Annotated in this window: 25 protein-coding genes; 3 read left to right on the forward strand and 22 right to left on the reverse strand. The window is 61.4% G+C overall.

What is annotated here, in order from left to right; translation table 11 throughout:
* Positions 1-10: 10 nt before the first annotated feature.
* Together DM373_RS13065 and DM373_RS13070 are read right to left on the reverse strand one after the other, a co-directional pair.
* Positions 11-469 (reverse strand): PaaI family thioesterase, encoded by a 459-nt coding sequence (locus tag DM373_RS13065; protein ID WP_110993984.1) that lies wholly within the window; start codon positions 467-469, stop codon positions 11-13.
* The gene (locus tag DM373_RS13070) at positions 466-942 is read right to left on the reverse strand and encodes a PaaI family thioesterase (protein WP_110993985.1); all 477 of its coding nucleotides are present in this window, start codon (positions 940-942) and stop codon (positions 466-468) included. Before DM373_RS13070 ends, DM373_RS13065 begins: the two co-directional genes overlap by 4 nt.
* Before the next feature lie 136 nt (positions 943-1,078).
* Here DM373_RS13070 and DM373_RS13075 point away from each other — a divergent pair, with 136 nt between their 5' ends.
* Positions 1,079-1,351, forward strand: a complete 273-nt coding sequence (locus tag DM373_RS13075; protein WP_110993986.1) for a hypothetical protein — start codon at positions 1,079-1,081, stop codon at positions 1,349-1,351.
* A 66-nt stretch (positions 1,352-1,417) separates the two neighbouring features.
* Here the strand turns inward: DM373_RS13075 and DM373_RS13080 are convergent, their stop codons facing one another.
* The 11 genes from DM373_RS13080 to sdhC all read right to left on the reverse strand — a co-directional run bounded on the left by DM373_RS13080 (position 1,418) and on the right by sdhC (position 15,520).
* Positions 1,418-2,167 carry a DUF599 domain-containing protein gene (locus DM373_RS13080; protein WP_110993987.1) on the reverse strand — a complete coding sequence of 250 codons (750 nt, stop codon included), beginning with the start codon at positions 2,165-2,167 and terminating at the stop codon, positions 1,418-1,420.
* Between the two features lie 266 nt (positions 2,168-2,433).
* Positions 2,434-3,747 (reverse strand): branched-chain amino acid transport system II carrier protein, encoded by a 1,314-nt coding sequence (brnQ, locus tag DM373_RS13085; protein WP_110993988.1) that lies wholly within the window; start codon positions 3,745-3,747, stop codon positions 2,434-2,436.
* 438 nt (positions 3,748-4,185) lie between these two features.
* On the reverse strand, positions 4,186-5,070 hold the full coding sequence (gene sucD, locus DM373_RS13090) for a succinate--CoA ligase subunit alpha (RefSeq protein WP_110993989.1): 885 nt from the start codon (positions 5,068-5,070) through the stop codon (positions 4,186-4,188).
* A complete protein-coding gene (gene sucC / locus DM373_RS13095; protein ID WP_008091914.1) occupies positions 5,070-6,236 on the reverse strand; it encodes an ADP-forming succinate--CoA ligase subunit beta in 1,167 nt (388 codons plus the stop codon). Before sucC ends, sucD begins: the two co-directional genes overlap by 1 nt.
* Positions 6,237-6,408: 172 nt before the next feature.
* Positions 6,409-7,845 carry a dihydrolipoyl dehydrogenase gene (gene lpdA / locus DM373_RS13100; RefSeq protein WP_012273351.1) on the reverse strand — a complete coding sequence of 479 codons (1,437 nt, stop codon included), beginning with the start codon at positions 7,843-7,845 and terminating at the stop codon, positions 6,409-6,411.
* Between the two features lie 96 nt (positions 7,846-7,941).
* Complete coding sequence (odhB, locus tag DM373_RS13105) at positions 7,942-9,159, reverse strand: 2-oxoglutarate dehydrogenase complex dihydrolipoyllysine-residue succinyltransferase (RefSeq protein WP_110993990.1); 1,218 nt, start codon at positions 9,157-9,159, stop codon at positions 7,942-7,944.
* Between the two features lie 42 nt (positions 9,160-9,201).
* Positions 9,202-12,033, reverse strand: a complete 2,832-nt coding sequence (locus DM373_RS13110; protein WP_110993991.1) for a 2-oxoglutarate dehydrogenase E1 component — start codon at positions 12,031-12,033, stop codon at positions 9,202-9,204.
* A 246-nt stretch (positions 12,034-12,279) separates the two neighbouring features.
* Positions 12,280-12,984, reverse strand: a complete 705-nt coding sequence (locus tag DM373_RS13115; RefSeq protein WP_008091906.1) for a succinate dehydrogenase iron-sulfur subunit — start codon at positions 12,982-12,984, stop codon at positions 12,280-12,282.
* 11 nt (positions 12,985-12,995) lie between these two features.
* Positions 12,996-14,768 (reverse strand): succinate dehydrogenase flavoprotein subunit, encoded by a 1,773-nt coding sequence (sdhA, locus tag DM373_RS13120; RefSeq protein ID WP_110993992.1) that lies wholly within the window; start codon positions 14,766-14,768, stop codon positions 12,996-12,998.
* A 3-nt stretch (positions 14,769-14,771) separates the two neighbouring features.
* Entirely contained in the window at positions 14,772-15,140 is a 369-nt protein-coding gene (sdhD, locus tag DM373_RS13125; protein ID WP_110993993.1) for a succinate dehydrogenase, hydrophobic membrane anchor protein, read from the reverse strand.
* On the reverse strand, positions 15,134-15,520 hold the full coding sequence (gene sdhC / locus DM373_RS13130) for a succinate dehydrogenase, cytochrome b556 subunit (protein ID WP_110993994.1): 387 nt from the start codon (positions 15,518-15,520) through the stop codon (positions 15,134-15,136). The genes sdhD and sdhC overlap by 7 nt, the downstream gene beginning before the upstream one ends.
* 351 nt (positions 15,521-15,871) lie before the next feature.
* Here sdhC and gltA point away from each other — a divergent pair, with 351 nt between their 5' ends.
* Positions 15,872-17,161, forward strand: a complete 1,290-nt coding sequence (gene gltA / locus DM373_RS13135; protein WP_110993995.1) for a citrate synthase — start codon at positions 15,872-15,874, stop codon at positions 17,159-17,161.
* A gap of 87 nt (positions 17,162-17,248) precedes the next feature.
* Here gltA and DM373_RS13140 read toward each other — a convergent pair whose 3' ends face one another.
* From DM373_RS13140 to DM373_RS13180, 9 genes are all read right to left on the reverse strand, one after another.
* Entirely contained in the window at positions 17,249-17,854 is a 606-nt protein-coding gene (locus DM373_RS13140) for an START domain-containing protein (RefSeq protein WP_110993996.1), read from the reverse strand.
* Between the two features lie 33 nt (positions 17,855-17,887).
* Positions 17,888-18,142, reverse strand: coding sequence for a YkgJ family cysteine cluster protein (locus DM373_RS13145; RefSeq protein ID WP_110993997.1), 255 nt, complete (start codon positions 18,140-18,142; stop codon positions 17,888-17,890).
* 107 nt (positions 18,143-18,249) lie between these two features.
* Complete coding sequence (locus DM373_RS13150; protein ID WP_110993998.1) at positions 18,250-18,744, reverse strand: hypothetical protein; 495 nt, start codon at positions 18,742-18,744, stop codon at positions 18,250-18,252.
* A gap of 61 nt (positions 18,745-18,805) precedes the next feature.
* Complete coding sequence (locus DM373_RS13155; RefSeq protein WP_110993999.1) at positions 18,806-20,248, reverse strand: aminotransferase-like domain-containing protein; 1,443 nt, start codon at positions 20,246-20,248, stop codon at positions 18,806-18,808.
* A 208-nt stretch (positions 20,249-20,456) separates the two neighbouring features.
* Positions 20,457-21,266: an OmpA family protein gene (locus DM373_RS13160; protein ID WP_110994000.1), complete on the reverse strand. Its 810-nt coding sequence runs from the start codon at positions 21,264-21,266 to the stop codon at positions 20,457-20,459.
* Positions 21,263-21,616: a DUF4398 domain-containing protein gene (locus DM373_RS13165; RefSeq protein WP_110994001.1), complete on the reverse strand. Its 354-nt coding sequence runs from the start codon at positions 21,614-21,616 to the stop codon at positions 21,263-21,265. The genes DM373_RS13160 and DM373_RS13165 overlap by 4 nt, the downstream gene beginning before the upstream one ends.
* Before the next feature lie 9 nt (positions 21,617-21,625).
* A complete protein-coding gene (locus tag DM373_RS13170) occupies positions 21,626-22,447 on the reverse strand; it encodes a substrate-binding periplasmic protein (protein ID WP_110994002.1) in 822 nt (273 codons plus the stop codon).
* An 87-nt stretch (positions 22,448-22,534) separates the two neighbouring features.
* A complete protein-coding gene (locus tag DM373_RS13175; protein ID WP_110994003.1) occupies positions 22,535-23,464 on the reverse strand; it encodes an electron transfer flavoprotein subunit alpha/FixB family protein in 930 nt (309 codons plus the stop codon).
* Positions 23,465-24,214, reverse strand: coding sequence for an electron transfer flavoprotein subunit beta/FixA family protein (locus tag DM373_RS13180; RefSeq protein ID WP_110994004.1), 750 nt, complete (start codon positions 24,212-24,214; stop codon positions 23,465-23,467).
* A 527-nt stretch (positions 24,215-24,741) separates the two neighbouring features.
* On the opposite strand from DM373_RS13180, the gene DM373_RS13185 reads away from it, so the two are divergent.
* On the forward strand, positions 24,742-26,424 hold the full coding sequence (locus DM373_RS13185) for an electron transfer flavoprotein-ubiquinone oxidoreductase (protein ID WP_110994005.1): 1,683 nt from the start codon (positions 24,742-24,744) through the stop codon (positions 26,422-26,424).
* Positions 26,425-26,427: the final 3 nt, after the last annotated feature.

Genomic DNA, 26,427 nt, shown 5'->3' on the forward strand with positions numbered 1-26,427 from the left:
TTTCAAGGGGCTATTCGAGCGGTTTCTCGGGTTCGATCTTGAAGTGCGCACGGGCGGTGGCGATGGGCGTGTCGCGGTCGGCCTGCCAGGCGGTGATGGCGACGTTGGTCACACGCCGGCCCTGGCGCCACAGCTGGCACTGGGCGAAGGTGTCGCGGTAGTGGCCGGCACGCAGGTAGTCGATGGAAAAATCGATGATTTTCGGAATGCTCGCGCTTTCGCTGTAGATCAGCAAGTACAGCGCCGCAGACAGCTCCATGAAACCGGCGATGACGCCGCCATGGATGGCCGGCAGCAACGGGTTGCCGATGTTGTTCTCGCAGGCCGGCAGGCGGAACAACAGGTCGTCGCCCTGGCGCTCGCATTCGATGCCGATGAGCCCGGCGTAGGGAATCAGCGCCAGCAACGGGCGGTAATCGCCGCGGGCGTGGGCTTCGTTCAACTGCTGGCGAGTGCCTGCGGGGATCATTGGCGTGGCTCCTTGAGGCTGTTGCCGAAGCGGATGCCGCCCTTGATGTCCTGGCCCAGACGCATGAAGGTGCCGACCACCTGGCAGATCGGCTGCGACGGGTCGTCCTGGTAGGCACTGCCACGGGTAAAGATCACGTCGCGGGTGACTCGGTAGCACTGGGCATGGCCATAGATGTCCTTGCCGGCTTCGGCCGGGTGCATGTAGTCGATGCGCAGGTCCAACGTCGGGCACACCTCGAAACGCGGCAGCGCGCACAAAGTCGCCATGCCGCAGGTGGTGTCCATCAGTGTGGTCAGCGCACCGCCATGCACCGCGCCGTTCTGCGGGTTGCCGACAATTGCCGGCGACCAGGGCAGCACCAGGGTCATGCCTTGGGCATCAGCATGCTGCACGCGCATCTGCAATAACTGGCAGTGTTTCAAGGCCGAGAGAAATCGCTCGGCCATGGCCATCAATGGCGTTTCGTTCATACACCCTCGCTGCATAAAATCAGTGAAAAGTCTATATAGGCCAGGCAGTTATATATCTTTAACATTCGTGGAACTTATCCGCCCGCGGTGAACTCTTAGGAACAAGTAAAGTTATTCCACCCAGGAGAGACACCCCATGCGTAAACCTTTTGCTTTTGCTCTGATGCTGGCCGCTGCCATGGGCCTGGCTGCTTGCGATAAAGCGAGCGAAGACAAAGCCCAGGACGCACAGCAACACGCCGAGCAAGCCCAAGAAAAGATGGGCGAAGCTCAGGATAAGATGAACGAAGCCGCCAAGGAAAACGCCGAAGCCGCCAAAGATCAGGCCGAAGCGCAAGAGAAAGCCGCCGAAGAAGCTGCCCCGGCTACTCCGGCCGCCCCAGCGCCGAGCGAGCCTGCCAAGCAGTAATTGGCCAATACAAAAAAACCCGACAATGTCGGGTTTTTTTGTGCCTGTTGTTTTAGATGAAACGCTTCAGTCGATGCTTACCGAAGTTTCCTTGCCCGCCTCTGCCGCTGAACTTTGAGTGGGTGTGAACACCATCACTTCAAGCACATGGGAGTGAAACTCGCGGCGGTACAGAATGAACACCACCCCCACACTCATGACCATGAACAGCCACGGGCTGATGAACCAGCTCAACATGGCCATGCCGAAGTAGTACGAACGCAGGCCGAGGTTGAACTGGTTGGCCGCCAGGGATAACACCCGCGCCGCTCGCGACGCGAAGGCATTGCGCTCCAGTTCACTTACCTGGCGCTCGCCGATCATCGGTGCCGAACCCACCAGCACCGCAGCGAAGTTGTACTGGCGCATGCACCAGCTGAAGGTGAAGAAGGCGTAGACGAACACCATCGCCAGGCACAACAGCTTGATCTCCGACATCCCCTGGGAAGCCTGCTGCACCAGCGGCAGGTCGGCCAACAACGACAGCGCCCGGTCCGAGGCGCCGAGCACGGTGAGGATGCCGGCGAGAATGATCAGGGTGCTGGAAGCAAAGAACGACGCATTGCGCTCCAGGTTGCCAATCACGCTGGCGTCGGCGATGCGGTTGTCGCGCAACAGCATGCGGCGCATCCAGTCTTCGCGGTACAGGTGCAGCACACTGGCCAGGCATGCCGTGTCGCGGCCTTTCCATAACGCATAGCGGGTGTAACCGCCCCAGCAGATGGCGAACCAGCATACGGCCAGCAGGTTGCCGAGGTTGTTTTGGATGAAGCTCATGCAGATACCCGCACAGAAAAGAGGTAGACCGGCTTTCGACGCTGGGATTCGCTAAAAGGCACGCGGCAGGCAAAAAATCGCGGGGCAAGCCCGCTCCCACGCTGCGGGACTGTGACGCAAGCGTGGGAGCGGGCTTGCCCCGCGATGGCTTAGGAACAGGCAATAAAAAACCCCGCGCCTTCACAGGCAGCGGGGTTTTCGGTTTTCACCTGCGACTGGCACCCTGTTGGCTTGTGGCCGGTGCCAGCCCCTCAGGCTTCAACGCATCAGGCCAGCACTTCGCGCGGCTTGCCGAGCATGCGGTCACAGGCCACGGCAACGCCGAGGGTGATCACCGAAGGCACCAGCCAGGCCAGGCCCTGCTCGCTCAACGGCAGGTGGGCCATGGCGTCCGGCAGCATGTGCGCGAGGCTGCTGCCCTTGATCGCATCGACCATGCCGAACAGCAGCGACACCAGCATCACCGGTGCCAGGATACGTACCGGCGAGTTCCACAGCTCTTTGACGAAGCTCAGGCCCACCACCACGATGCACGGCGGGTAGATCGCGGTGAGTACCGGGATCGAGAACATGATCAGCTTGGTCAGGCCGAGGTTGGAGATCAGCAGCGAGAAGCCCGCCAGGATCACCACCAGGGCACGGTACGACAGCGGCAGGATCTGGCTGAAGTACTCGGCGCAGGCGCAGGTCAGGCCAACCGCGGTCACCAGGCAGGCCAGGGCGATCAGCACGGCGAGGAAGCCGCTGCCCAGGGAGCCGAAGGTGTGCTGCACATAGGCATGCAGAACGGCCGCACCGTTGGTGGCGTCGGCGGCGATGTCATGGCTGCCCGCGCCCAGGCGGAACAGGCTGATGTACACCAGCGCCAGGCCCACACCGGCGATCAGGCCGGCGATGATGGCGTAGCGGGTGATCAGCTTCGGCGAGTCCACGCCGCGCGAACGGATGGCGTTGACGATGACGATGCCGAAGACCAGCGCACCGAGGGTGTCCATGGTCAGGTAGCCGTTGATGAAGCCCTGGGAAAACGGCGCGGCAACGTATTGCGGCTGCGCTTCACCGATGGTGCCCGCCGGCAGCATGAACGCGGCAATGCCGAGGGCGGCCAGGGCGATGATCTTCAGCGGGGCGAGGAAGCGGCCGACGGTATCGAGCAGCTTGCCCGGATACATCGACACAGCCAGCACCACGAGGAAGTACACCAGGCTGTAGATGAACAACGCCAGCGGGCTTTCACCGGTCAGCGGGGCCACGCCCACCTCGAACGAGACGGTCGCGGTACGCGGGGTGGCGAACAGCGGGCCGACCGAGAGGTAGCACACGGCCGCCAGCAGGCCACCGAAGAACTTGCCGATCGGGCTGCTCAGGGCGTCCATGCCGCCACCGACCTTGGCCAGGGCGACCACGGTGATGACCGGCAGGCCAACCGCGGTGACGAGGAAGCCCAGTGCCGCCATCCACACGTGTGGACCGGACTGCAAGCCAACGATGGGCGGGAAGATGATATTGCCGGCGCCAACAAAAAGCGCAAACGTCATAAAGCCAAGCGCCAGGATATCCTGGCCTTTTAACACTTTCATTTAAGGTAGTACCACACTGCTGAAATCGGGGTTCGTGAGGGAATTTCCCCATGAATGAGGGAAATGTTGCCCGGCTTGATGAGCCAGACCCGTTTAGCGTGTCGTTCCCTTTTGGGGCACGGGCACAGAGTGAACGCGTAGGGTAACCGTTTTACCCACTAAACGCACTGCAACGGTGCTGCTTGTCCGATGTGCGTATGTGTTTGTCGTCTGGATGACTCTGTGCCGGCAGAAATTGTGTCAGGCATCCAGTGCGCTGTCTGTGCGGAAAAACTTATCAAATCGATCGAGCGTCGCGATCAGCGCAATCAGCACCGCCTTGGTCATGACTACAAAACGACCAGAGGGTCTTCAGGATGCCGTGGAAACACCCCACCCAGAAACGACAAAGGCCACCCGAAGGTGGCCTTTGTGCGCGTGGGGGGTACTACGTGTTACTTACTTCTTGGCTTCCCAGCCAGTCAGCTCGGCCAGGGCCTTGCCGATGTCAGCCAGGGAACGCACGGTTTTCACACCAGCGTCCTGCAGCGCGGCGAACTTCTCGTCCGCAGTGCCCTTGCCGCCGGAAATGATGGCGCCAGCGTGGCCCATGCGCTTGCCCGCAGGAGCGGTCACACCAGCGATGTAGGAAACCACTGGCTTGGTCACGTGGGCCTTGATGTAGGCCGCGGCTTCTTCTTCAGCCGAACCGCCGATCTCACCGATCATGACGATCGCTTCGGTCTTCGGGTCTTCCTGGAACAGCTTCAGGATGTCGATGAAGTTGGAGCCTGGGATCGGGTCACCGCCGATGCCGACGCAGGTCGACTGGCCGAAACCGGCGTCGGTGGTCTGCTTGACAGCTTCGTAGGTCAGGGTGCCGGAACGCGACACGATACCGACCTTGCCTGGCAGGTGGATGTGGCCTGGCATGATGCCGATCTTGCACTCGCCCGGGGTGATGACACCTGGGCAGTTAGGGCCGATCAGGGTAACGCCCAGCTCGTCGCACTTGACCTTGGCGTCCAGCATGTCGAGGGTAGGGATACCCTCGGTGATGCAGACGATCAGCTTGATGCCACCGAAGGCGGCTTCCAGGATCGAGTCTTTGCAGAACGGAGCCGGAACGTAGATCACCGAAGCGTCAGCGCCGGTCGCTTGCACGGCTTCCTTGACGGTGTTGAACACCGGCAGGCCCAGGTGGGTGGTGCCACCCTTGCCTGGGGTGACGCCGCCGACCATCTTGGTGCCGTAGGCGATGGCTTGTTCGGAGTGGAAAGTACCCTGCGAGCCGGTGAAGCCCTGGCAGATGACTTTGGTGTCTTTATTGATCAGGACGCTCATTACTTGCCCTCCGCAGCTTTTACAACTTGTTGAGCAGCGTCGGTCAGGCTGGTTGCCGCAATGATGTTCAAACCGCTTTCTGCCAGTACTTTAGCGCCCAGTTCAGCGTTGTTGCCTTCGAGGCGAACGACGACCGGAACTTTAACGCCGACTTCTTTCACTGCACCGATGATGCCTTCGGCAATCATGTCGCAGCGAACGATGCCGCCGAAGATGTTGACCAGAACGGCCGCGACATTGCTGTCGGACAGAATGATCTTGAACGCTTCGGTAACGCGCTCTTTGGTGGCACCGCCGCCAACGTCGAGGAAGTTGGCTGGTTTGCCGCCGTGCAGGTTGACGATGTCCATGGTACCCATGGCCAGGCCGGCACCGTTGACCATGCAGCCGATGTTGCCTTCCAGCGCGACGTAGTTCAGCTCGAAGCTGGCTGCGTGGGCTTCACGAGGATCGTCCTGGGACGGGTCGTGGAAGGTTTTCAGCTTAGGCTGACGGTACATGGCGTTTGCGTCGATATTGATCTTCGCATCCAGGCAGTGCAGGTCGCCGTCGGCCTTGATGACCAGCGGGTTGACTTCCAGCAGGGCCAGGTCGTGTTCTTTGAACAGCTTGGCCAGGCCTACGAAAATCTTGGCGAACTGTGCAACTTGCTTGCCTTCCAGACCCAGCTGGAATGCCAGTTCACGACCCTGGAACGGCTGAGCGCCGACCAGCGGATCGATAGTCGCCTTGATGATCTTCTCAGGAGTTTCGTGAGCGACCTTCTCGATGTCCACGCCACCTTCGGTGGAAGCCATGAACACGATGCGGCGGCTCGAGCGATCGACTACAGCGCCCAGGTACAGCTCTTTGGCGATGTCAGTGCAGGATTCGACCAGGATCTTGGTCACTGGCTGACCGTTGGCGTCGGTCTGGTAGGTCACCAGACGCTTGCCCAGCCACTGGGCAGCGAACGCCTTGGCGTCTTCCTTGCTGCGAACCAGCTTGACGCCGCCCGCTTTACCGCGACCACCCGCGTGAACCTGAGCTTTGACAACCCACTCGGAACCGCCGATCTTGTCGCAGGCTTCTGCTGCAGCTTCAGGGGTGTCGACTGCGAAACCCTTGGAAACTGGCAGGCCGTATTCAGCGAACAGCTGCTTACCCTGATACTCGTGAAGATTCATGCTTTTTACCGTCTTCGTTAGGTACTGCGCTTCGGCGCTGCGCCATTACTGGCGCCGCACCACCTGTGACCGTTGACCCCGGGTTTTCCCGTGTGATCCGGTCCGGCGGACGTTCCGCGGTGAGTCTTGCACGCAAGACCCACGACGGGCAGCCCGCCGTGGTTTCTTATAATTAACGCTTCTTACGGTTGGCGACGTGAATGGCACCGCCATTCACTGCCAGCGCTGCTTCATGCAGCGCTTCGGACAGGGTTGGATGGCTGAAGACCATCATGCCCAGATCCTCGGCACTGGTGCCGAATTCCATTGCGATCGCGCCCTGCTGAACCAGCTCGGCAGCGGACGGGCCAATCACGTGTACACCCAGTACGCGGTCGGTCTTGGCATCGGCGATGACCTTGACGAAACCACCGGTGTCGTTGGCTGCCATCGCACGGCCGCTGGCCGCGAACGGGAAGGTGCCCACGTTAACCTCAACGCCTTCGGCTTTCAACGCCTGTTCGGTCTTGCCGACCCACGCGATTTCCGGGTGGGTGTAGATGACCGACGGGATCAGGTCGTAATTCATCTGGGCTTTGTGGCCCTTGATGCGCTCGACGACCATGATGCCCTCTTCCGAGGCCTTGTGGGCCAGCATCATGCCGCGAACCACGTCACCGATGGCGAAGACGCCCGGTACGCTGGTGGCGCAGTGATCGTCGACGAAGATGTAGCCACGCTCGTCGATGGTCACGCCGCTGTCGGCGGCCAGCAGGTCGGTGGTCACAGGGCGACGGCCGACCGCGACGATCAGCTTGTCGAAGGTGATCTTCTGCTCGCCTTCGGCGTTGGTGTAGGTCACTTCGACTTCGTTGCCGTTGACTTTCGAGCCGGTCACGCGAGCGCCCAGCTTGATGTCCAGGCCTTGCTTGGTCAGGGTCTTCTGGGCTTCTTTCGACACGGCGGTGTCGGCAGCCATCAGGAAGGTGTCCAGGGCTTCCAGCACGGTGACTTCAGCACCCAGGCGAGCCCAGACCGATCCCAGCTCCAGGCCGATCACGCCAGCACCGATGACGCCCAGGCGCTTCGGAACGGTCTGGAATTCCAGGGCGCCGGTGGAGTCGACGATGACGTTCTGGTCAACCGGAGCCGGCGGAATGTCGATCGGACGCGAGCCGGAAGCCAGGATCACGTTCTCGGCTTCGATGACTTCGGTGGTGCCGTCAGCCTTGGTGACTTCGACTTTCTTGCCAGCCAGCAGCTTGCCGTGGCCCTGGATCGAAGTAACGCCGTTGGCCTTGAACAGGGTGGCAACACCGCCGGTCAGGTTCTTGACGATACCGGCCTTGCGGCCAACCATCGCAGCGACGTCCATCTTCACTTCGCCAGTGGAGATACCGTGGACGTTGAAGCTCTCTTTGGCTTCCTTGTACTTCCAGGAGCTGTCCAGCAGCGCCTTGGAAGGAATGCAACCTACGTTCAGGCAGGTGCCGCCCAGGGCCAGCTTGCCCTCGGCGTCGGTGTACTTCTCGATACAGGCAGTCTTCAGACCGAGTTGGGCAGCCTTGATGGCAGCTACATAGCCGCCAGGACCTGCACCAATCACCACTACGTCGAATTTCTGGGTCATAAAAGATTCCTTTTTAGCTTCAAGCGGCAAGCTGCAAGCTGCAAGACCCGCACACTTCTAACTGAAGCTTGCGGCTTGCGGCTTGCAGCTGCGCGATTAGATGTCCAGCAGCAGGCGAGACGGATCTTCCAGCAGGTTCTTGATGGTTACCAGGAAGGTTACCGCTTCCTTGCCGTCGATCAGGCGGTGATCGTAGGACAGCGCCAGGTACATCATCGGGCGGATTACCACCTGGCCGTTGATGGCCATCGGACGCTGGATGATGTTGTGCATGCCGAGAATGGCAGCCTGCGGCGGGTTGACGATCGGGGTCGACATCATCGAGCCGAAGGTACCACCGTTGGTGATGGTGAAGGTACCGCCGGTCATCTCTTCGATCGACAGTTTGCCGTCACGGGCTTTCTTGCCGAAGGTGGCGATGCCGTTCTCGATTTCTGCCAGGCTCATCGACTCGGCGTTACGCAGAACCGGAACCACCAGGCCGCGGTCGCTGGAGACGGCGACGCCGACGTCAGCAAAGCCGTGGTAGACGATGTCGTTGCCGTCGATCGAGGCGTTGACTGCCGGGAAACGCTTCAGCGCTTCGGTAGCCGCCTTGACGAAGAACGACATGAAGCCCAGGCGCACGCCGTTGTGGGTCTTCTCGAACAGGTCCTTGTACTTCGAACGCAGGGCCATGACTTCGGTCATGTCGACTTCGTTGAAGGTGGTCAGCATGGCCATGTTCGACTGGGCTTCGACCAGACGCTCGGCGATCTTGGCGCGCAGGCGGGTCATCGGCACGCGCTTCTCGGTGCGGTCGCCAGCGGCAACCACAACAGCGGCGGCAGCGGCAGCAGGCTTGACAGCCGGAGCGGCGGCAGGAGCCGACTTCTTGTTGGCAACGGCTGCAACCACGTCTTCCTTGGTGATGCGACCGCCTTTGCCGGTGCCGGCAACGCCAGCCAGGTCAATGCCGTTCTCTTCAGCCAGCTTGCGCGCGGCTGGAGCAGCGACCGGGTCGTCTTCGCCAGCGTCGGCGGCAGCGGCAGCCGGGGCAGCAGCCGGGGCGGCGGCAGGCGCAGCGGCAGCAGCGCCGCCTTCAACGATCGAACCCAGCACTTCGTCGGACAGGACGGTGTCGCCCTCGCCCTTGACGATGGCGCCCAGCACGCCGTCGGCGGTGGCCAGCACTTCCAGGACGACCTTGTCGGTCTCGATGTCGACGATCAGCTCGTCACGCTTGACGGCGTCGCCCGGCTGCTTGTGCCAGGTGGCAACGGTGCCATCGGCAACCGATTCCGGGAAGGTTGGGGCTTTGATCTCGATAGCCATTATCTGTGTTTCCTTAAATTCGGTTTCAGGTGCGCGAAGGCGTTAGACAGTGAAGGCGTCTTGCAGCAGTTTTTCCTGCTGTTCGGCGTGCTTCGAAGCGTAACCACAGGCTGGCGCGGCAGAAGCGTCGCGGCCGGCGTATTCCAGGACCAGTGCCTTGTTGTGGCGGCCCAGGATACGGCGCATGTGGTGCTGGCTGCTGTACCAGGCGCCCTGGTTCATCGGCTCTTCCTGACACCACACTGCATGCTTGAGGTTGGTGTAAGGCGCGAGGATTTCGATCAGGTCGTCCTCAGGGAACGGATACAGCTGCTCGATACGCACGATGGCGATGTCTTCGCGGCCTTCGGCACGGCGTTTTTCCAGCAGGTCGTAGTAGACCTTGCCGCTGCACAGGATCAGGCGTTCGACCTTGGCCGGATCGAGGGTGTCGATTTCCGGGATCACGGTCTGGAACGAGCCTTCTGCCAGGTCTTCCAGGGTCGAGATGGCCAGCTTGTGGCGCAGCAGCGACTTCGGCGTCAGGACGATCAGCGGCTTGCGCAGCGGACGGATGACCTGGCGACGCAGCAGGTGGTAGATCTGTGCCGGGGTGGTCGGTACGCAGACCTGGATGTTGTGCTCGGCGCACAGCTGCAGGTAACGCTCCAGACGCGCGGAGGAGTGCTCCGGGCCCTGCCCTTCATAACCGTGTGGCAGCAGCATGGTCAGACCGCACAGGCGGCCCCACTTGTGCTCACCGCTGGTGATGAACTGGTCGATCACCACTTGCGCACCGTTGGCGAAGTCGCCGAACTGGGCTTCCCAGATCACCAGCGCGTTCGGCGTGGTGGTCGAGTAGCCGTATTCGAAGGCCAGTACCGCTTCTTCCGACAGGAAGGAGTCGTACAGCTCGAACTTCGGCTGGCCCGGGAACAGGTTCTGCAGCGGTACGTAGGTGCTGGCGTCCTTCTGGTTGTGCAGCACCGCGTGACGGTGCGAGAAGGTGCCACGGCCGATGTCCTGGCCGGTCATGCGGATCGGGTGACCTTCGAACTGCAGGGTGGCGTAGGCCATGGTCTCTGCATAACCCCAGTTGATCGGCAAGCCACCGGCCTGCATCTTCTGACGGTCTTCGTAGATCTTCGACACCTGACGCTGAACCACGAAACCTTCCGGCAGCTCAAGCAGCTTGGCCGACAGGTCCTGCAGGGTCTTGAGGTCGAAACGGGTGTCGTGACGCGCGGTCCAGGCATGGCCCAGGTACGGACGCCAGTCGACGAACAGCTCGCGGTTCGGTTCCTTGACCAGGCTTTTCACCACGTGCAGGCCGTTGTCCAGCGCGTTGCGGTATTCGTCGATCTTGGCCTGAGCACGCTCGGCGTCGATACGGCCGGCGCTGATCAGTTGATCGGCATACAGCTCGCGGGTGGTGCGCTGCTTGGTGATCTGCTGGTACATCAGCGGCTGGGTGCCGTTCGGCTCGTCAGCCTCGTTGTGGCCGCGACGACGGTAGCAGACCAGGTCGATGACCACGTCACGCTTGAACTGCATGCGGTAATCGATGGCCAGCTGGGTCACGAACAACACGGCTTCCGGGTCATCACCGTTCACGTGCAGGATCGGCGCCTGGATCATCTTGGCGACGTCGGTGCAGTACTCGGTGGAACGCGAGTCCAGCGGGTTGCTGATGGTGAAACCAACCTGGTTGTTGATCACGATGTGCACGGTACCGCCGGTCTTGAAACCGCGGGTCTGCGACATCTGGAAGGTTTCCAGCACCACGCCTTGGCCGGCAAATGCGGCGTCACCGTGGATCGAGATCGGCAGCACCTTGTCACCGACCGTGTCGTTGCGACGGTCCTGACGGGCACGCACCGAACCTTCCACCACTGGCGAGACGATTTCCAGGTGGGAAGGGTTGAACGCCATGGCCAGGTGAACTTCGCCACCCGGGGTCATCACGTTGGAGGAGAAGCCCTGGTGATACTTCACGTCACCGGAGCCCAGCTCGTTCATCTTCTTGCCTTCGAACTCGTCGAACAGCTCGCGCGGGTTCTTGCCGAAGGTGTTGACGAGCACGTTCAGACGGCCACGGTGGGCCATGCCGATCACGACTTCCTTGGTACCGTACGAGCCGGAACGCTGGATCATCTCGTCGAGCATCGGGATCAGGCTTTCGCCGCCTTCCAGGCCGAAGCGCTTGGTGCCTGGGTACTTGGTGCCCAGGTACTTCTCCAGGCCCTCACCGGCCGTGACGCGCTCGAGCAGGTGTGCCTGCACGTCGGCGGAGAATTCAGGACGGCCACGCACGCTTTCCAGACGCTGCTGGAACCAGCTGCGCTGCTCGGAATCGACGATGTGGGTGAACTCGGCGCCAATGGTGCGACAATATGTCTTCTGCAGCGCTTCGAAGATTTCGCGTAGGCTCGCTTCCTCTTTGCCGAAGAACAGGTCGCCGGCACGGAAGGTCGTATCAAGATCGGCATTGGTCAAGCCGTAGTGATTGATCGACAGGTCTACGGGCGCAGGGCGCTGCCACAACCCCAACGGGTCGAGCTTGGCAGCCTGATGGCCGCGCATACGATAGGCCTGGATCAGTCGCAGCACTTCAACCTGCTTCTTCTCGTGTTCTGAGCTCACGCTCCCGGCGGAAACCGGTTGGGCGCGGCGCTGGTTCTTTGCCAGCAATACGAAATGGTCGCGGATTGTCGAGTGCGATACATCGGTAGCGGTGCTGCCGTCGGCGGGCAACTTCTGGAAGTAAGTGCGCCACTCTTCTGGCACAGCGTTAGGGTCGTGCAGGTAGAGCTCATAAAGCTCTTCCACATATGCAGCGTTACCACCTGAAAGGTGGGCGCTATCCCACATGCGCTGCATCACGCTTTCTTGCATGCTTGGTCACCCTCGGTTAGGGGACTGATCGGCGAGAGCCACAGCAAACCTGGAAAAGTCCGAACACAGCGACTGAACCACGCCACTTGGATCTTGCTGATTTTCCGGGTACCAGCCCGGAAAGCCCCTGCTGGTCTCATATCTTCATAGGTAATGGGCGCGGGCTTTGTGGGCCCTTGCCCGAGTTTTACCTCAGTGCGGGCTCACCACCCGCACCTCGGCTTACTGCAGGTACAACGCTTTGAATCAGGTGCCGCTTTGCAGCAGCATGTTACGTACGTGGCCGATTGCCTTGGTCGGGTTCAGACCCTTGGGGCAAACGTTCACGCAGTTCATGATCCCGCGGCAGCGGAATACGCTGAACGGGTCATCCAGGGACGCCAGGCGCTCCTGAGTCTTGGTATCGCGGCTGTCGGCCAGGAAACGGTAGGCCTGCAGCAGTGCGGCGGGGCCCAGGAACTTGTCCGGGTTCCACCAGAACGATGGGCAGGAGGTCGAGCAGCAGGCGCACAGGATGCACTCGTACAGACCGTCCAGCTTGTCACGCTCTTCCGGCGACTGCAGACGCTCGATGGCCGGAGCCGGGGTGTCGTTCTGCAGGAATGGCTTCACCTTCTCGTACTGCTTGTAGAAGATGCTCATATCGACCACCAGGTCACGAATGACCGGCAGGCCTGGCAGCGGACGCAGCACCAGCTTGTTGCCCTTGACCACGCCCGACAGCGGGGTGATGCAGGCCAGGCCGTTCTTGCCGTTCATGTTCATGCCATCGGAACCGCACACGCCTTCACGGCAGGAGCGACGGTACGAGAAGCCCTCGTCCTTTTCCTTGATCAGTGCCAGCACGTCCAGAACCATCAGGTCCTTGCCACCGGTATCGACGTCGAACGACTCCATCTTGGGCGCCGAGTCGGTGTCGGGGTTGTAGCGGTAAACTTCGACTTTCAACATAGCAGCCACCCTTAGTAAGTCCGGATTTTTGGCTCGAAGGCCGGAACGGTCTTCGGCGCAAAGTTGACGCCACGCTTGGCAACACGCTTCTCACCCGGGTAGTACAGGGTGTGGCACAGCCAGTTCTCGTCGTCACGGTCTTCGAAGTCTTCACGGGCGTGCGCGCCGCGGGACTCTTTACGGGCTTCGGCCGCAATGGCGGTAGCTTCGGCAACTTCCAGCAGGTTCTGCAGCTCCAGCGCTTCGATACGCGCGGTGTTGAAGGCCTGGGACTTGTCGTTGATCTTGACGTTGGCGATGCGGTCACGCAGACCGGCCAACTGCTCGATACCCTTCTGCATGTATTCGCCGGTACGGAATACACCGAAGTAGTTCTGCATGCAGCTCTGCAGCTCGCGCTTCAGGCTGGCAACGTCTTCACCGGTGGTGCGCTCGTTGAGCTTGCTCAGGCGGTTCAGGGCAACGTCGACGTCGGTGTCGCTGGCATCGCGGTACTCGACGCCATCGCTCAGGGCTTTTTCCAGGTGCAGGCCGGCGGCACGGCCGAACACCACCAGGTCGAGCAGCGAGTTGCCGCCCAGGCGGTTGGCACCGTGAACCGATACGCACGCCACTTCGCCTACGGCGAACAGGCCCGGAATGATGTGGTCCTTGCCTTCGGCGTCCATGGTGATGGCCTGGCCATGAATGTTGGTGGCAACGCCACCCATCATGTAGTGGCAGGTCGGGATGACCGGCACCGGCGCGACCACAGGGTCGACGTGGGCGAAGGTCTTGGACAGTTCGCAGATACCTGGCAGGCGGCTGTGCAGCACTTCCTCGCCCAGGTGGTCCAGCTTCAGCAGTACGTGGTCCTTGTTCGGGCCCACGCCGTTGCCGGCGATGATTTCTTTGACCATGGAACGGGCAACCACGTCGCGGCCGGCCAGGTCCTTCGCGTTCGGCGCGTAACGCTCCATGAAGCGCTCGCCGTGGGCGTTGATCAGGTAGCCACCTTCACCGCGGCAGCCTTCGGTAACCAGTACACCGGCGCCGGCGATACCGGTCGGGTGGAACTGCCACATCTCGATGTCCTGCACCGGCACACCGGCACGCAGGGCCATGCCGATACCGTCACCGGTATTGATCAGGGCGTTGGTGGTGGAGGCGTAGATACGGCCCGCACCGCCCGTGGCCAGTACGGTGGCCTTGGACTTGATGTACATGGTTTCGCCGGTTTCGATGCAGATCGCGATCACACCGACGAAGGCGCCGTCCTGGTTCTTCACCAGGTCTACGGCGTAGTACTCGTTAAGGAAGGTGGTGCCTGCCTTCAGGTTGCCCTGGTACAGGGTGTGCAGCAGCGCGTGACCGGTACGGTCGGAAGCTGCGCAGGTACGGGCGGCCTGGCCACCTTTACCGAAGTCCTTGGACTGGCCACCGAACGGACGCTGGTAGATACGGCCGGTTTCGGTACGCGAGAACGGCAGGCCCATGTGGTCCAGTTCGAAGACCGCAGCCGGGCCTTCCTGACACATGTATTCGATCGCGTCCTGGTCACCGATGTAGTCGGAGCCCTTGACGGTGTCGTACATGTGCCAGCGCCAGTCGTCGTTCGGGTCGGCCGAAGCGATGGCGCAGGTGATGCCGCCCTGGGCGGAAACGGTGTGCGAACGGGTCGGGAACACCTTGGTGACTACGGCAGTCTTGTGGCCGCCTTGAGCCAGTTGCAGCGCTGCGCGCATGCCTGCGCCGCCGCCACCGATGATGATGGCGTCGAACGAAATGGTTGGAATGTTAGCCATGAATCAGATACCCCAGAGAATCTGCACACCCCAGACGAAGTACGCGAACATCGCAACGCCGCATACAGCCTGGAACAGGAAACGGATCGCAGTCGCCGACTTGCCGAACGCCATCGGCGTCAGGTAGTCGGTGGCAATGGTCCACATGCCGACCCAGGCGTGAGCGCCCAGAGCGACGAGTGCCAGCAGACTGAAGATGCGCATCGCGTTGTTGGTGAACAGACCGTGCCATTGGGCATAGTCGATCCCTGGGTGAACGGCGAGGTAGCCGATCAGGAAGATGAAATAAGCCGCGAGAACGACCGCCGAGACGCGCTGCGCCATCCAGTCGTAGAGGCCCGAACGCGAGAGGTTCGTGACGTTAGTTACCATACCCAAACTCCTGCCAGAACGATCAGCACCACGGAGATGACGATCACGATTTTCGAGCCCAGCTTGCCGCCTTCCAGCGTCTCACCGACACCCATGTCCATGATCAGGTGGCGCACACCTGCGACGAGGTGGTACAGCAGGCCGGACAGCAGGCCCCAGGTCACCAGTTTGGCCAGCGGACTGGTCAGACACGCCTTCACCTCGGCAAAGCCTTCCTCGGAACCCAGCGAATTGCCCAATGCGTACAGCATGATGGCAATGCCGAGGAACAGGATGACGCCGGAAATACGGTGAAGAATGGACGTGTATGCGGTGATCGGGAGTTTGATGGTCCTTAGGTCTAGGTTTACAGGTCGTTGGCTTTTCACGGCTTTTTTCACACTGAAGAGCCCCTAGCGAACAGGGCAAAGTTGTTGGTAAGTGTACTGGTCAGGTACCCACCACCCAGGAGAGCACGACACCCAGCAGGGCAGGCTTGAAAGCCTCTGGGAGTCGGCTGCCGAGTATAGACAGTTAGGCTGCTTATGACAACGCAAGGGACTCGCCCGAATAGCGCATTGCCTTTAGTGAACAAAAGGCGTAAACGGGCGAGAATTTCGTGAAAAATCAGGCCTCAGAGGGCGTTTCAACCAGCCTTTAGGCAAATTGACATTCGAATTTATCCCTCTATAGTGGTGCGGGCCCTGCGTGGGGGGTCTGTCTGATGATTTCAAGCATTAATAGGAGGCCACATGGCTGACAAAAAAGCGCAGTTGGTCATCGAGGGCAATGCCCCCGTCGAGCTGCCCATTTTAACCGGCACCGTTGGTCCTGATGTTATCGACGTCCGCGGGTTGGGGGCATCCGGCCACTTCACCTTCGACCCCGGCTTCATGGCGACCGCTTCGTGCGAGTCGAAGATCACCTACATTGATGGTGACAAGGGCGTGCTGCTGCACCGCGGCTACCCGATCGAGCAACTGGCCGAACAATCGGACTACCTCGAAACCTGCTACCTGCTGCTCAACGGCGAACTGCCGAATGCCGAGCAGAAGGCCCAGTTCGTCAGCACCGTCAAGAACCACACCATGGTTCACGAACAGCTGAAGTCGTTCTTCAACGGTTTCCGTCGCGACGCCCACCCGATGGCGGTGATGTGCGGCGTGGTCGGCGCCCTGTCGGCGTTCTATCACGACTCGCTGGACATCAATAACCCGCAACACCGCGAAATCTCCGCGGTGCGCCTGGTCGCCAAGATGCCGACCCTGGCCGCGATGGTTTACAAGTACTCCATGGGCCAACCCATGATGTACCCGCGCAACGACCTGTCGTACGCGGAAAACTTCCTGCACATGATGTTCAACACGCCGTGCGAGATCAAACCGATCAGCCCGACGCTGGCCAAGGCCATGGACCGGATCTTCATCCTCCACGCCGACCACGAGCAGAACGCCTCCACCTCCACCGTGCGCCTGGCAGGCTCCTCGGGTGCCAACCCGTTCGCCTGTATCGCTGCCGGTATCGCCGCACTGTGGGGCCCGGCCCACGGCGGTGCGAACGAAGCCGTACTGACCATGCTCGATGAAATTGGCGATGTCTCGAACATCGACAAGTACATCGCCAAGGCCAAGGACAAGAACGATCCGTTCAAGCTCATGGGCTTCGGTCACCGCGTGTACAAGAACCGCGACCCGCGCGCCACCGTGATGAAGAAGACCTGCGACGAAGTCCTCAGCGAACTCGGCATCAAGAACGATCCGCAACTCGAACTGGCCATGCGCCTGGAAGAGATCGCACTGACCGATCCGTACTTCGTCGAGCGCTCGCTTTACCCGAACGTGGACTTCTACTCGGGCATCATCCTCAAGGCCATCGGCATCCCGACCAGCATGTTCACCGTGATCTTCGCCCTGGCACGTACCGTGGGCTGGATCTCGCACTGGAAGGAAATGCTCTCCAGCCCGTACAAGATCGGCCGCCCGCGCCAGCTGTACACCGGCTACGAGAAGCGCGACATCGTCGAGCTGAAGGACCGCAAGTAAGCCTTCTGCGCCGAACGCAAAAAAGGCCGCCCTTCGGGGCGGCCTTTTTCGTTGCGATCCAGCGCTACACAGATGACCGCCGCCAGCTCAGGGCCTTTCGGCCTTTTCGCGCAGCCCTTTGAGGGTATTGAACGGCGCATCCACCACGAACTTGTTGGCCAGCCACGACGGCACGCTGCCGCCTGGCTCGGTGTGTACCTGATAGGTCACTTCGGTACTGTCACCCTTGGGTACCAGCTTCCAGAAACCCTGCACCTGGGCAACACGCACATAGCCGCTTTCTTCCGGCAGGTACTTGGGCTGCTCTTCGAGCGTGCGGGTCAAGCTGCCATCGCTCCCCTGGACCGTAGTGATATGCAACACCGAGTCACGCGGCGTCACTGGCCACGGCGTATTGAACTGGGTGTAGGTCCAGCTCTGGTCACCTTCATGCTTGAGCAGTTTCTGCGACTTGCATTCATGCACCCAGGCACAGGCACCGGCTACGTCCTCCTGCAACGCCCTGACCTTGGCCAGCGGCGCCTTGATCAGCGTCACGCCACGGTAAGCCTTGTACTTCGAGCCCGGCACTTCGCTGAGCGACACCTTGATGCCGTCCTCGTCCTTGGCCACCTGCCAGCTTTCAGCCCAGGCTGCCGGCGCCAACAGCACACTCAAGCCACACAACACAGCAACACGCTTGAACGATCTCATTATCTTGTTCCTTGTTGTAGAAGATCCGCACAGTCACGCCGCCGTCATTTGCTCCAGCCAACCAATGATGCGAATCGCTTCGTCACGATCACTGCCGCAAACATCCACCTCTGCCTTGAAGCCACCGCACACCTTCGGCCGTTCGGGCTTGCCGAACAGGGCACAGAGGTTGTCGATGGACAGGTGCAGGCAGCGCTCGCCGGCCGGCTTGCCTTGCGGCATGCCCGGGATGGCTGAGCTGATGGACGGGGCGATGCAGCAGGCACCACAGCCCTCACGGCATTTCATGACAACAGGACTCCCAGGAGCAAAGCGGGACGAACGTCCCTGGATACTAACCGCTCAAACATACGTTTGAAATTGCCGGGCAGATGAAATCGCCAGTGACCCGGCAGTCAGTTGCGAAATTCGAATTCGATGGCCGCGCCCTCTACATCGCGACGGCTGTCGTTGCGCAGCTGCAGCTGCATTTCATTGTTGATCAGCCGGCCATTGAGCTGGAACGGGCTTTCATCAGTGACCGGCTTTTCGCTGAACATGGAAGGCAGCAATGGCTTGCGGGGCGACGGCGCATCGCCAACGTCCGGCTTGAGATGCTTGACCATGTCGGTCGGCAGACTGAGGTCGAGCTTCGCAGCAGGCACAGGCTGACTGGCCACCTTGCTCACGCTCTTGCCGCGAGTGACGGGTTTCTGCTTGGGCTTTGGCTTGACCGCCGGCTTGGCTGGCGCCTTGGCCACAGGTTTCGCCGCCACCTTGCTCACAGGCTTGGCAGCTTTGCCCTGCTGCGCCTTTTCCTTGGCCGGCGGTTGCGCGGCGTGCAGCAAGCCCCCCGAATACCAAGGTAACGATAAGGACAGAATCAGTGCCAGAGGGCGAAGCGCTTTCATGAATACCGGGAGCAAGCTGGGAAAACGCGTATGCTCCCTGTTCCCCGCCCTTCTGACAAGCCTACATAAGCGAGCCAGCCGACTCCCGGCACAATTGCTGGGCCAGCAAGCCCAGGGTCATTACTGCCCGTTCGGCTTCCTTGTTCCACGGAATACCGCAGTTGAGGCGGATGCAGTGGTTGAATTGCTCGGTATTGCTGAAGATCAGCCCCGGCGCAATGCTGATGCCCTGCTCCAGCGCACGCACGTGCAACTCTTGCGTGTTGACCCGCCCAGGCAGGCTGACCCACAGAATAAAACCGCCAGTTGGCCGGGTCATCTGCGTACCCTCCGGGAAATGCTGCTGCACCGCCAACTGGTAGGCACTGAGGTTCTTGCGATACTCCTGACGGATATAGCGCAGGTGGCGGTCGTAGCCGCCGTTTTCCAGGTAGGCCGCCACCCCCATCTGCGTCACGCTGCAGGCCGAGTGCGTGGTGAAGGTCTGCAGGCGCTGGATCTCGTCCTGATAACGGCCAGCGACCATCCAGCCGACCCGAACCCCGGGCGACAGCGTCTTGGAGAAGCTCGAACAGTAGATCACCCGATCGAGACGGTCGAAGGCCTTGAGCGCCTTGGTCCGGCCCTGCTCGAACATCAGCTCGCCATAGATGTCATCCTCGACGATCTGAATATCGAAGTCCGAGGCCAGGCGCAGCAGTTGCTTCTGCCGCTCTTCAGGGATGGTGCCACCCAAAGGGTTGCTCAAGCGCGCGGTCAGCACCAATGCCTTGATCGCCCATTGATTGGCAGCCAACTGCAACGCTTCGAGGCTGATGCCGGTAGAGGGATCGCTGGGAATCTCGATCACCTTCAACCCCAGCAGATCGGCCAGCTGCAGCAAACCGTAGTAGGTTGGCGACTCGGCGGCGATCAGGTCACCCGGGCGCGTCAGCACCCGCAACGACATCTGCAGCGCATCGACACAACCATGGGTCACCACCACTTCACGCGGGTCGACCAGCACGCCGGCATCGCGCATGCGAATGGCAATCTGCCTGCGCAGCGGCTCGAAGCCAGGGCTGAACATGTAGCTGAAGGCACGCGGGCTGTGGAAGCGGGTCACCTTGGCGATTTGCTGGTGCAGGGCACGCACCGGCAGGTAATCGACATGAGGCACCGCCGCACCGAAGGGGAATACGCCGTCGCGCCGCGCTTCGGTCAAGACCTGCTGGATGATACTGGCGCGGGTAACCAGCCCGGGGCGTTCGACCCGGGCGATATCCGGCGTCTGCGCAGTAAGGGCCGGCGTCTGGTGCACGTAGTAGCCCGACTGCGGCCGTGCACGAATGAGGCCCTGGTCCTCGAGATTGGCATACGCCTGCAGCACGGTGGCATGACTGACATTGAGCTGGGCGCTCATCTTGCGCACCGAGGGCACCCGCTCACCCGGCTGATAGACACCACGGCGGATGTCATCGGCCAGTTGCTGGGCGATGCGCTGGTACAACAGCAGGTTGGTCATGGCGTGTTCTCGAAGCGCGGACGGGATCGTTGTTCTTGTGCGACTCACAGCTGAGCCAGAATACCGTAACAGTTGCAAAGTGTACTGGGACAGATCGCAGGATAGTCAACAATACAGTTGCGTGACAGCCACAAGATGAACAACAACAGCCGTACGCCGACGAACGCAGGGAATGCAGGGCCGCATCGCGACCCTGCAGGGGGATGGTTCAGCGCGCTGGAGCGAGCTTGCCCTTGTCATCGGAGAAAACGATCTCGACCCGGCGATTCTGCGCCCTGCCCCGCTCCGAGGCGTTAGCCTCGACCGGATACTGGTCGCCATAACCCTCGACTTCGATTCGTTTCTCGTCGATACCCAGGTCAACCAGCATGTCGGCCACCGACTGTGCACGATCGCGCGACAGCTTGAGGTTGTCCTCGGGTGTGCCAGTACTGTCGGTGTAGCCCTCGATCCGCACCACACGGCGCGGATTGAGCTGAAGGAACTGCACCAGCTTGAGCACGGTGCGGCTGGCCGAGCTCTTGAGCTCCGCCTGGCCGGTGTCGAACAGCACATCGCCCAGGGTCATCACCAGGCCTCGGTCGGTCTGCTCAGAGGCCAAGGCGGCAATCTGCGCCTCGACAAACTTGCCCTGCTGCTGAACGCTGGCCAGCTTGGCCTCACGCAAGGCCAGCTGCAGGCGCTGACGTTCGAGGTCGAGCTTGGTCAAACGCTCCTGATTCACGGCCAGCTTGGCGTGCTCGGCCGCGATTTCACTGTAGCGCTGGCTCAGGTAAGCGTAATGACGCACGTCGCTGCCAGTACCGATATAGCCGGCCAGGCGCTCTGCCCGGCCCAGCGACTCACCGGCGCGGATCACGTCACGCGGCGCACTGCGCAGTACAGCGGAGTCATCCTTGACCTTCTGGAACGCAACGGTAGCGTCATCCAGTGCCGATTCGCTGCGCTGGCTTGCACAGCCCTGCAACCCGACCAGCGCCAGCAAGGCCAGCGCGGCCATTGGCTTGAGGCGGCTCATGGCTGCACCTCCAGTTGCTTGCGCAGACGCTTGACCCGCGTCTGCAACAACTGCAGCTGCTCTTCGCTCTTTTGCGTCAGCACCAGGGCCTCGGCCAGGCGTGCATCAAGCTCGGCCTGCTCGGCACGCATGCGCGCATCACGGTAGCTTTCGTTGGCCATGTTGGCCTTGGCACGGGCCAGCTTGTCTTCGGCCAGCTTGAACTCGGGCACCTGCTCGGTGGCGCCGACCGCCTTGGCCTGCTGCAGCGCCTGTTCGGTGAGGCGCAGTTGTTCATGGGGCACCGGATCACTGGCACACCCGGCCAGGCCAAACACGGCCAAGGCAAGAATCAGGGGTTGGCTTCTCACACACTCTTCCTACTGTTTAGGGGCGTCCAGCGGCGCCTGCATCTGCGCTTTCCAGCGCTCGACATTGCGCTGCAACACCGCCTCACTCGCCCCGGAGATCGGCAATTCTGTCAGTTTTTTCGCCAGTTGTCCGCGCAACCAGCTGTCGTTGCACGCCGAGTTGTGCGACACCGCCAGGTACAGGCCCGGCCGGTCGACCGGCAGGCCGCGGGCGATCAGATCGTTGCCCACCCCCAGGCTCTGGGCCATTGCCATGCCGGCGTAGCGCCCTGCAAGCACATAGTCGACCTGGCCGAGCACCAGCCTCTGGAACGCCTGGGTCAGGTTCTGCGCCGGCACCAGCTTGAGTTGGGTCTTGGTAAAGGCCTCGAAAGCCGGGGTCAGGCGCGCCTTTTCCGACACGCCGCCCTGGTAACGGGCAAGGTCTGCCGGGCCGTTGAACTCCAACACCGCGTCGTGCCGGGTCCACACCAGGTATTCGTTAAGCTGCAAAGGGGGATGAATGTAATCCAGCGCTGTGAGCTGGGTAACCTGCATGGGCGTGTCGAGCAGCAGGTCCATGCGCCCGCTGCGCACTTCTTCAAGCGCCTGTTCGCGCTTGCCGGCATACAGCACTTCGATCTTTACCCCCAACTCCCCCGCCACTTGGCGCAACAGGTCGACATTGGCGCCGATCAGGTGCTTGGGGTCGCTTGGGTCCTGCCAGGAGTAAGGCGGCGCATCCGGGCTACCGGTGACCACCAGGCGCTCACACTTGCCGGCCGCCAGCAGCGGTGCCGACAGCAGCGCCAGCACACCGGCCAAGATCCCTCTGCTTGCGCGAAACGCCATACCAACTCTCCTACAGCCTTGAAAATCAAAAAAAAAGCCCGGACCTCCAAGTGAGGGCCGGGCTTCTTTATAGGTGAAGCAGGCGGATCAGACCAGTTTTTCCAGCTCTGGAACCGCTTCGAACAGGTCGGCGACCAGGCCGTAGTCGGCGACCTGGAAGATCGGCGCCTCTTCGTCCTTGTTGATCGCAACGATCACTTTCGAGTCCTTCATGCCGGCCAGGTGCTGGATCGCGCCGGAGATACCGACGGCGATGTACAGCTGTGGCGCGACGATCTTGCCGGTCTGGCCGACCTGCATGTCGTTGGGCACGAAGCCTGCGTCAACCGCAGCGCGCGAGGCGCCGACAGCGGCGCCGAGCTTGTCGGCCAGGCTGTACAGGTGCTTGAAGTTGTCACCGTTGCCCATGCCACGGCCGCCGGAAACGACGATCTTGGCAGCGGTCAGCTCTGGGCGGTCGGACTTGGCCAGCTCTTCGCCGACGAAGGTCGATTTGCCGGCATCGTGAGCGGCAGCGACCGCTTCGACAGCAGCCGAACCGCCTTCAGCGGCCACGGCATCGAAGCCGGTGGTACGCACGGTGATGACCTTGACCGCAGCGCTCGATTGCACGGTGGCAATGGCGTTACCGGCGTAGATCGGGCGCTTGAAGGTGTCGGCGGATTCAACCGAGATGATCTCGGAGATCTGGTCGACGTCCAGCAGTGCGGCAACGCGCGGCAGGATGTTCTTGCCATTGGTGGTGGCAGGAGCCAGCACGTGGCTGTAACCCTTGGCCAGCTCGACGATCAGCGGCGCGACGTTTTCCGGCAGGGCGTGGGCGTAGGCGGCATTGTCGGCAACCAGCACCTTGGCAACACCGGCGATCTTGGCGGCGGATTCAGCCACGCCACCGACGTTTGCGCCTGCGACCAGCACGTGGATATCACCACCGATCTTGGCAGCGGCGGCAACGGTGTTCAGGGTGGCCGGAGCTACGGCACCATTTTCGTGTTCAGCGACAACCAGGATAGTCATTTAGATTACCTTCGCTTCGTTCTTCAGCTTCTCGACCAGTTCGGCCACCGACTTGACCTTGATGCCAGCGCTGCGGGCAGCAGGCGCTTCGACTTTCAAGGTTTTGGTGGTGGAGGCGATGGACACGCCCAGCGCGTCTGGAGTAACGGTCTCCAGCGGCTTCTTCTTGGCCTTCATGATGTTCGGCAGCGACGCATAGCGCGGCTCGTTCAGACGCAGGTCGGTAGTGACGATCGCTGGCAGGTTCAGCGCAACGGTCTGCAGGCCGCCATCGATTTCACGGGTAACGTTGACCTTGTCGCCGGCCAGCTCCACCTTGGAGGCGAAAGTGCCTTGGGCGTAGCCGGTCAGCGCAGCCAGCATCTGGCCGGTCTGGTTGTTGTCGCTGTCGATCGCCTGCTTGCCGAGGATGACCAGCTGTGGCTGCTCTTTATCGACAACGGCCTTGAGCGCCTTGGCCACGGCCAGGGAGTTCAGCTCATCGGCGACTTCGACCAGGATGGCGCGGTCGGCGCCCAGGGCCAGGGCGGTACGCAGTTGCTCCTGGGCCGTGGCCGGGCCGACGGAAACGACGACGATCTCGCTCGCCACGCCCTTTTCCTTCAGGCGGACGGCTTCTTCCACGGCGATTTCGCAGAAGGGGTTCATGGACATCTTGACGTTTGCAAGGTCGACGCCGGAGTTGTCCGCCTTGACGCGAACCTTGACGTTGTAGTCGACCACTCGTTTGACAGCTACAAGAACCTTCATGGATTCCTCGTTACTCTCCGGTGAAAAGAATGTCGCCTGGGGGCTGCCCGGCGAATGCGCGTGGGTACAAGGGCACCTCTAAAAACGTTCCGGAGCCGGCAGAATTCAGATGACCGATCAGTCCTGCTTCGACCCTTCAGGCAAAACCTGCGGGTCATTTTCTGTCGTGGCGTGTAGACTCCACTACAAAACCTGATTCGGCCCGTAAACCCTGCTCCACGCCTGGTCTTTAGGGGTGCACCTGCGCCCGACGGTCAGCCTACGGCGAGCGTAAAAGCGCTCGTATCTTGACCGTAACACCCCATCCGGTCAATACGCCAAATTGGCCAGCCTTCAGCCGCGTACCAGTGATTTTACTGGGCTCCGGCAAATTCAAACAAACGTTTGTATTGGACCCGCCAAGTGGTGTAGATATAATGCGCGGCCAAGACAAAACGGTGTAGTCCGTCATTCCAGCAGCTACAGCGTCAGCCGCTACGCATGACCGCCCCAGCACCCAATAAGACCAAGCAACAGCACGAGCCTTGATGAGTAGGAGAGAACCAGTGGAACGCGAATACATGGAATTCGACGTGGTCATCGTCGGCGCCGGCCCGGCGGGCCTGTCCGCCGCCTGCCGCCTGAAGCAGAAGGCCGCCGAAGCCGGTAGCGAGATCAGCGTCTGCGTGGTCGAGAAAGGCTCCGAAGTCGGCGCCCACATCCTCTCCGGCGCGGTATTCGAGCCGCGCGCCCTGAACGAACTGTTCCCCGACTGGAAAGAACTCGGCGCGCCGCTGAATACCGAAGTGAAGCGCGACGACATCTATGTGCTGAAAAGTGCCGACAGCTCGACCAAGGTCCCCGACCTGTTCGTGCCCAAGACCATGCACAACCAGGGCAACTACATCATCTCGCTGGGCAACCTGTGCCGCTGGCTGGCCCAGCAGGCCGAGAACCTTGGCGTCGAGATCTATCCAGGCTTCGCCGCCCAGGAAGCCCTGTTCGACGACAACGGCGCGGTCCGCGGCATCATCACCGGTGACCTCGGTGTCGACCGCGAAGGCAACCCGAAGGAAGGCCTCTACACCCCAGGCATGGAACTGCGTGCCAAGTACACCCTGTTCGCCGAAGGCTGCCGTGGTCATATCGGCAAGCAACTGATCAAGCGCTTCGACCTGGACAACGAGTCCGACGTGCAGCACTACGGCATCGGCCTGAAGGAAATCTGGGAAGTCGACCCGGCCAAGCACGAGCAAGGCCTGGTGGTCCACACCGCCGGCTGGCCGCTGGATGTGATGAGCGCCGAGAACACCGGCGGCTCGTTCCTCTATCACCTGGAAAACAACCAGGTCGTGGTTGGCCTGATCGTCGACCTGTCCTATGCCAACCCCTACCTGTCGCCGTTCGACGAGTTCCAGCGCCTCAAGCACCACCCGGTGATCAGCCAGTACCTCGAAGGCGGCAAGCGCATCAGCTACGGCGCCCGTGCCATCTGCAAAGGCGGCCTGAACTCGCTGCCGAAGATGGTGTTCAACGGTGGCGCACTGATCGGCTGCGACCTGGGCACCCTGAACTTCTCCAAGATCAAGGGCAGCCATACCGCGATGAAGTCCGGCATGCTCGCCGCCGAAGCCGTAGCCGACGCTTTGATCGCCGGCAGCGAAGGCGGCGACCAGCTCAACGGCTACGTCAGCGCGTTCAAGGCCAGCTGGCTGCATGAAGAGCTGTTCGCCAGCCGCAACTTCGGCCCGGCGCTGCACAAGTTCGGCCCGCTGCTCGGTGGCGCGTTCAACTACGTGGACCAGAACTGGTTTGGCGGCAAGCTGCCGTTCACCCTGCACGACACCAAGCCGGACTACGCCTGCCTCAAGCTCGCCGCCGACTCGCAGAAGATCGACTACCCGAAACCGGACGGCAAGCTCAGCTTCGACAAGCTCAGCTCGGTATTCCTCTCCAGCACCAACCATGAAGAGGAACAACCCTGCCACCTGAAGCTGGCCGACCCGAACATCCCGATCGCCAGCAACCTGCCGCTGTACGACGAACCGGCGCAGCGCTACTGCCCGGCCGGCGTGTATGAGGTGGTTACCCAGGAAGACGGCAGCAAGCGCTTCCAGATCAACGCGCAGAACTGCGTGCACTGCAAGACCTGCGACATCAAGGACCCGGCCCAGAACATCACCTGGGTCACCCCTGAAGGCGCCGGCGGGCCGACCTACCCGAACATGTAAAGC

It is taken from the genome of Pseudomonas sichuanensis (genome assembly GCF_003231305.1).
Classification (GTDB): Bacteria; Pseudomonadota; Gammaproteobacteria; order Pseudomonadales; family Pseudomonadaceae; genus Aquipseudomonas; species Aquipseudomonas sichuanensis.

What these genes read in the sequence shown, in the direction of transcription:
- DM373_RS13160 (WP_110994000.1), bottom strand. Translation starts at nt 21,266, where the DNA reads ATGAGCCGCCTCAAGCCAATGGCCGCGCTGGCCTTGCTGGCGCTGGTC.
- DM373_RS13080 (WP_110993987.1), bottom strand. Translation starts at nt 2,167, where the DNA reads ATGAGCTTCATCCAAAACAACCTCGGCAACCTGCTGGCCGTATGCTGG.
- sdhD (WP_110993993.1), bottom strand. Translation starts at nt 15,140, where the DNA reads ATGGTAACTAACGTCACGAACCTCTCGCGTTCGGGCCTCTACGACTGG.
- DM373_RS13065 (WP_110993984.1), bottom strand. Translation starts at nt 469, where the DNA reads ATGATCCCCGCAGGCACTCGCCAGCAGTTGAACGAAGCCCACGCCCGC.
- DM373_RS13145 (WP_110993997.1), bottom strand. Translation starts at nt 18,142, where the DNA reads ATGAAATGCCGTGAGGGCTGTGGTGCCTGCTGCATCGCCCCGTCCATC.
- lpdA (WP_012273351.1), bottom strand. Translation starts at nt 7,845, where the DNA reads ATGACCCAGAAATTCGACGTAGTGGTGATTGGTGCAGGTCCTGGCGGC.
- DM373_RS13075 (WP_110993986.1), top strand. Translation starts at nt 1,079, where the DNA reads ATGCGTAAACCTTTTGCTTTTGCTCTGATGCTGGCCGCTGCCATGGGC.
- sdhA (WP_110993992.1), bottom strand. Translation starts at nt 14,768, where the DNA reads ATGGCTAACATTCCAACCATTTCGTTCGACGCCATCATCATCGGTGGC.
- DM373_RS13185 (WP_110994005.1), top strand. Translation starts at nt 24,742, where the DNA reads ATGAGTAGGAGAGAACCAGTGGAACGCGAATACATGGAATTCGACGTG.
- DM373_RS13175 (WP_110994003.1), bottom strand. Translation starts at nt 23,464, where the DNA reads ATGACTATCCTGGTTGTCGCTGAACACGAAAATGGTGCCGTAGCTCCG.
- gltA (WP_110993995.1), top strand. Translation starts at nt 15,872, where the DNA reads ATGGCTGACAAAAAAGCGCAGTTGGTCATCGAGGGCAATGCCCCCGTC.
- DM373_RS13070 (WP_110993985.1), bottom strand. Translation starts at nt 942, where the DNA reads ATGAACGAAACGCCATTGATGGCCATGGCCGAGCGATTTCTCTCGGCC.
- sucD (WP_110993989.1), bottom strand. Translation starts at nt 5,070, where the DNA reads ATGAGCGTCCTGATCAATAAAGACACCAAAGTCATCTGCCAGGGCTTC.
- DM373_RS13110 (WP_110993991.1), bottom strand. Translation starts at nt 12,033, where the DNA reads ATGCAAGAAAGCGTGATGCAGCGCATGTGGGATAGCGCCCACCTTTCA.
- odhB (WP_110993990.1), bottom strand. Translation starts at nt 9,159, where the DNA reads ATGGCTATCGAGATCAAAGCCCCAACCTTCCCGGAATCGGTTGCCGAT.
- brnQ (WP_110993988.1), bottom strand. Translation starts at nt 3,747, where the DNA reads ATGAAAGTGTTAAAAGGCCAGGATATCCTGGCGCTTGGCTTTATGACG.
- DM373_RS13150 (WP_110993998.1), bottom strand. Translation starts at nt 18,744, where the DNA reads ATGAAAGCGCTTCGCCCTCTGGCACTGATTCTGTCCTTATCGTTACCT.
- DM373_RS13180 (WP_110994004.1), bottom strand. Translation starts at nt 24,214, where the DNA reads ATGAAGGTTCTTGTAGCTGTCAAACGAGTGGTCGACTACAACGTCAAG.
- DM373_RS13115 (WP_008091906.1), bottom strand. Translation starts at nt 12,984, where the DNA reads ATGTTGAAAGTCGAAGTTTACCGCTACAACCCCGACACCGACTCGGCG.
- DM373_RS13155 (WP_110993999.1), bottom strand. Translation starts at nt 20,248, where the DNA reads ATGACCAACCTGCTGTTGTACCAGCGCATCGCCCAGCAACTGGCCGAT.
- DM373_RS13140 (WP_110993996.1), bottom strand. Translation starts at nt 17,854, where the DNA reads ATGAGATCGTTCAAGCGTGTTGCTGTGTTGTGTGGCTTGAGTGTGCTG.
- sucC (WP_008091914.1), bottom strand. Translation starts at nt 6,236, where the DNA reads ATGAATCTTCACGAGTATCAGGGTAAGCAGCTGTTCGCTGAATACGGC.
- DM373_RS13170 (WP_110994002.1), bottom strand. Translation starts at nt 22,447, where the DNA reads ATGGCGTTTCGCGCAAGCAGAGGGATCTTGGCCGGTGTGCTGGCGCTG.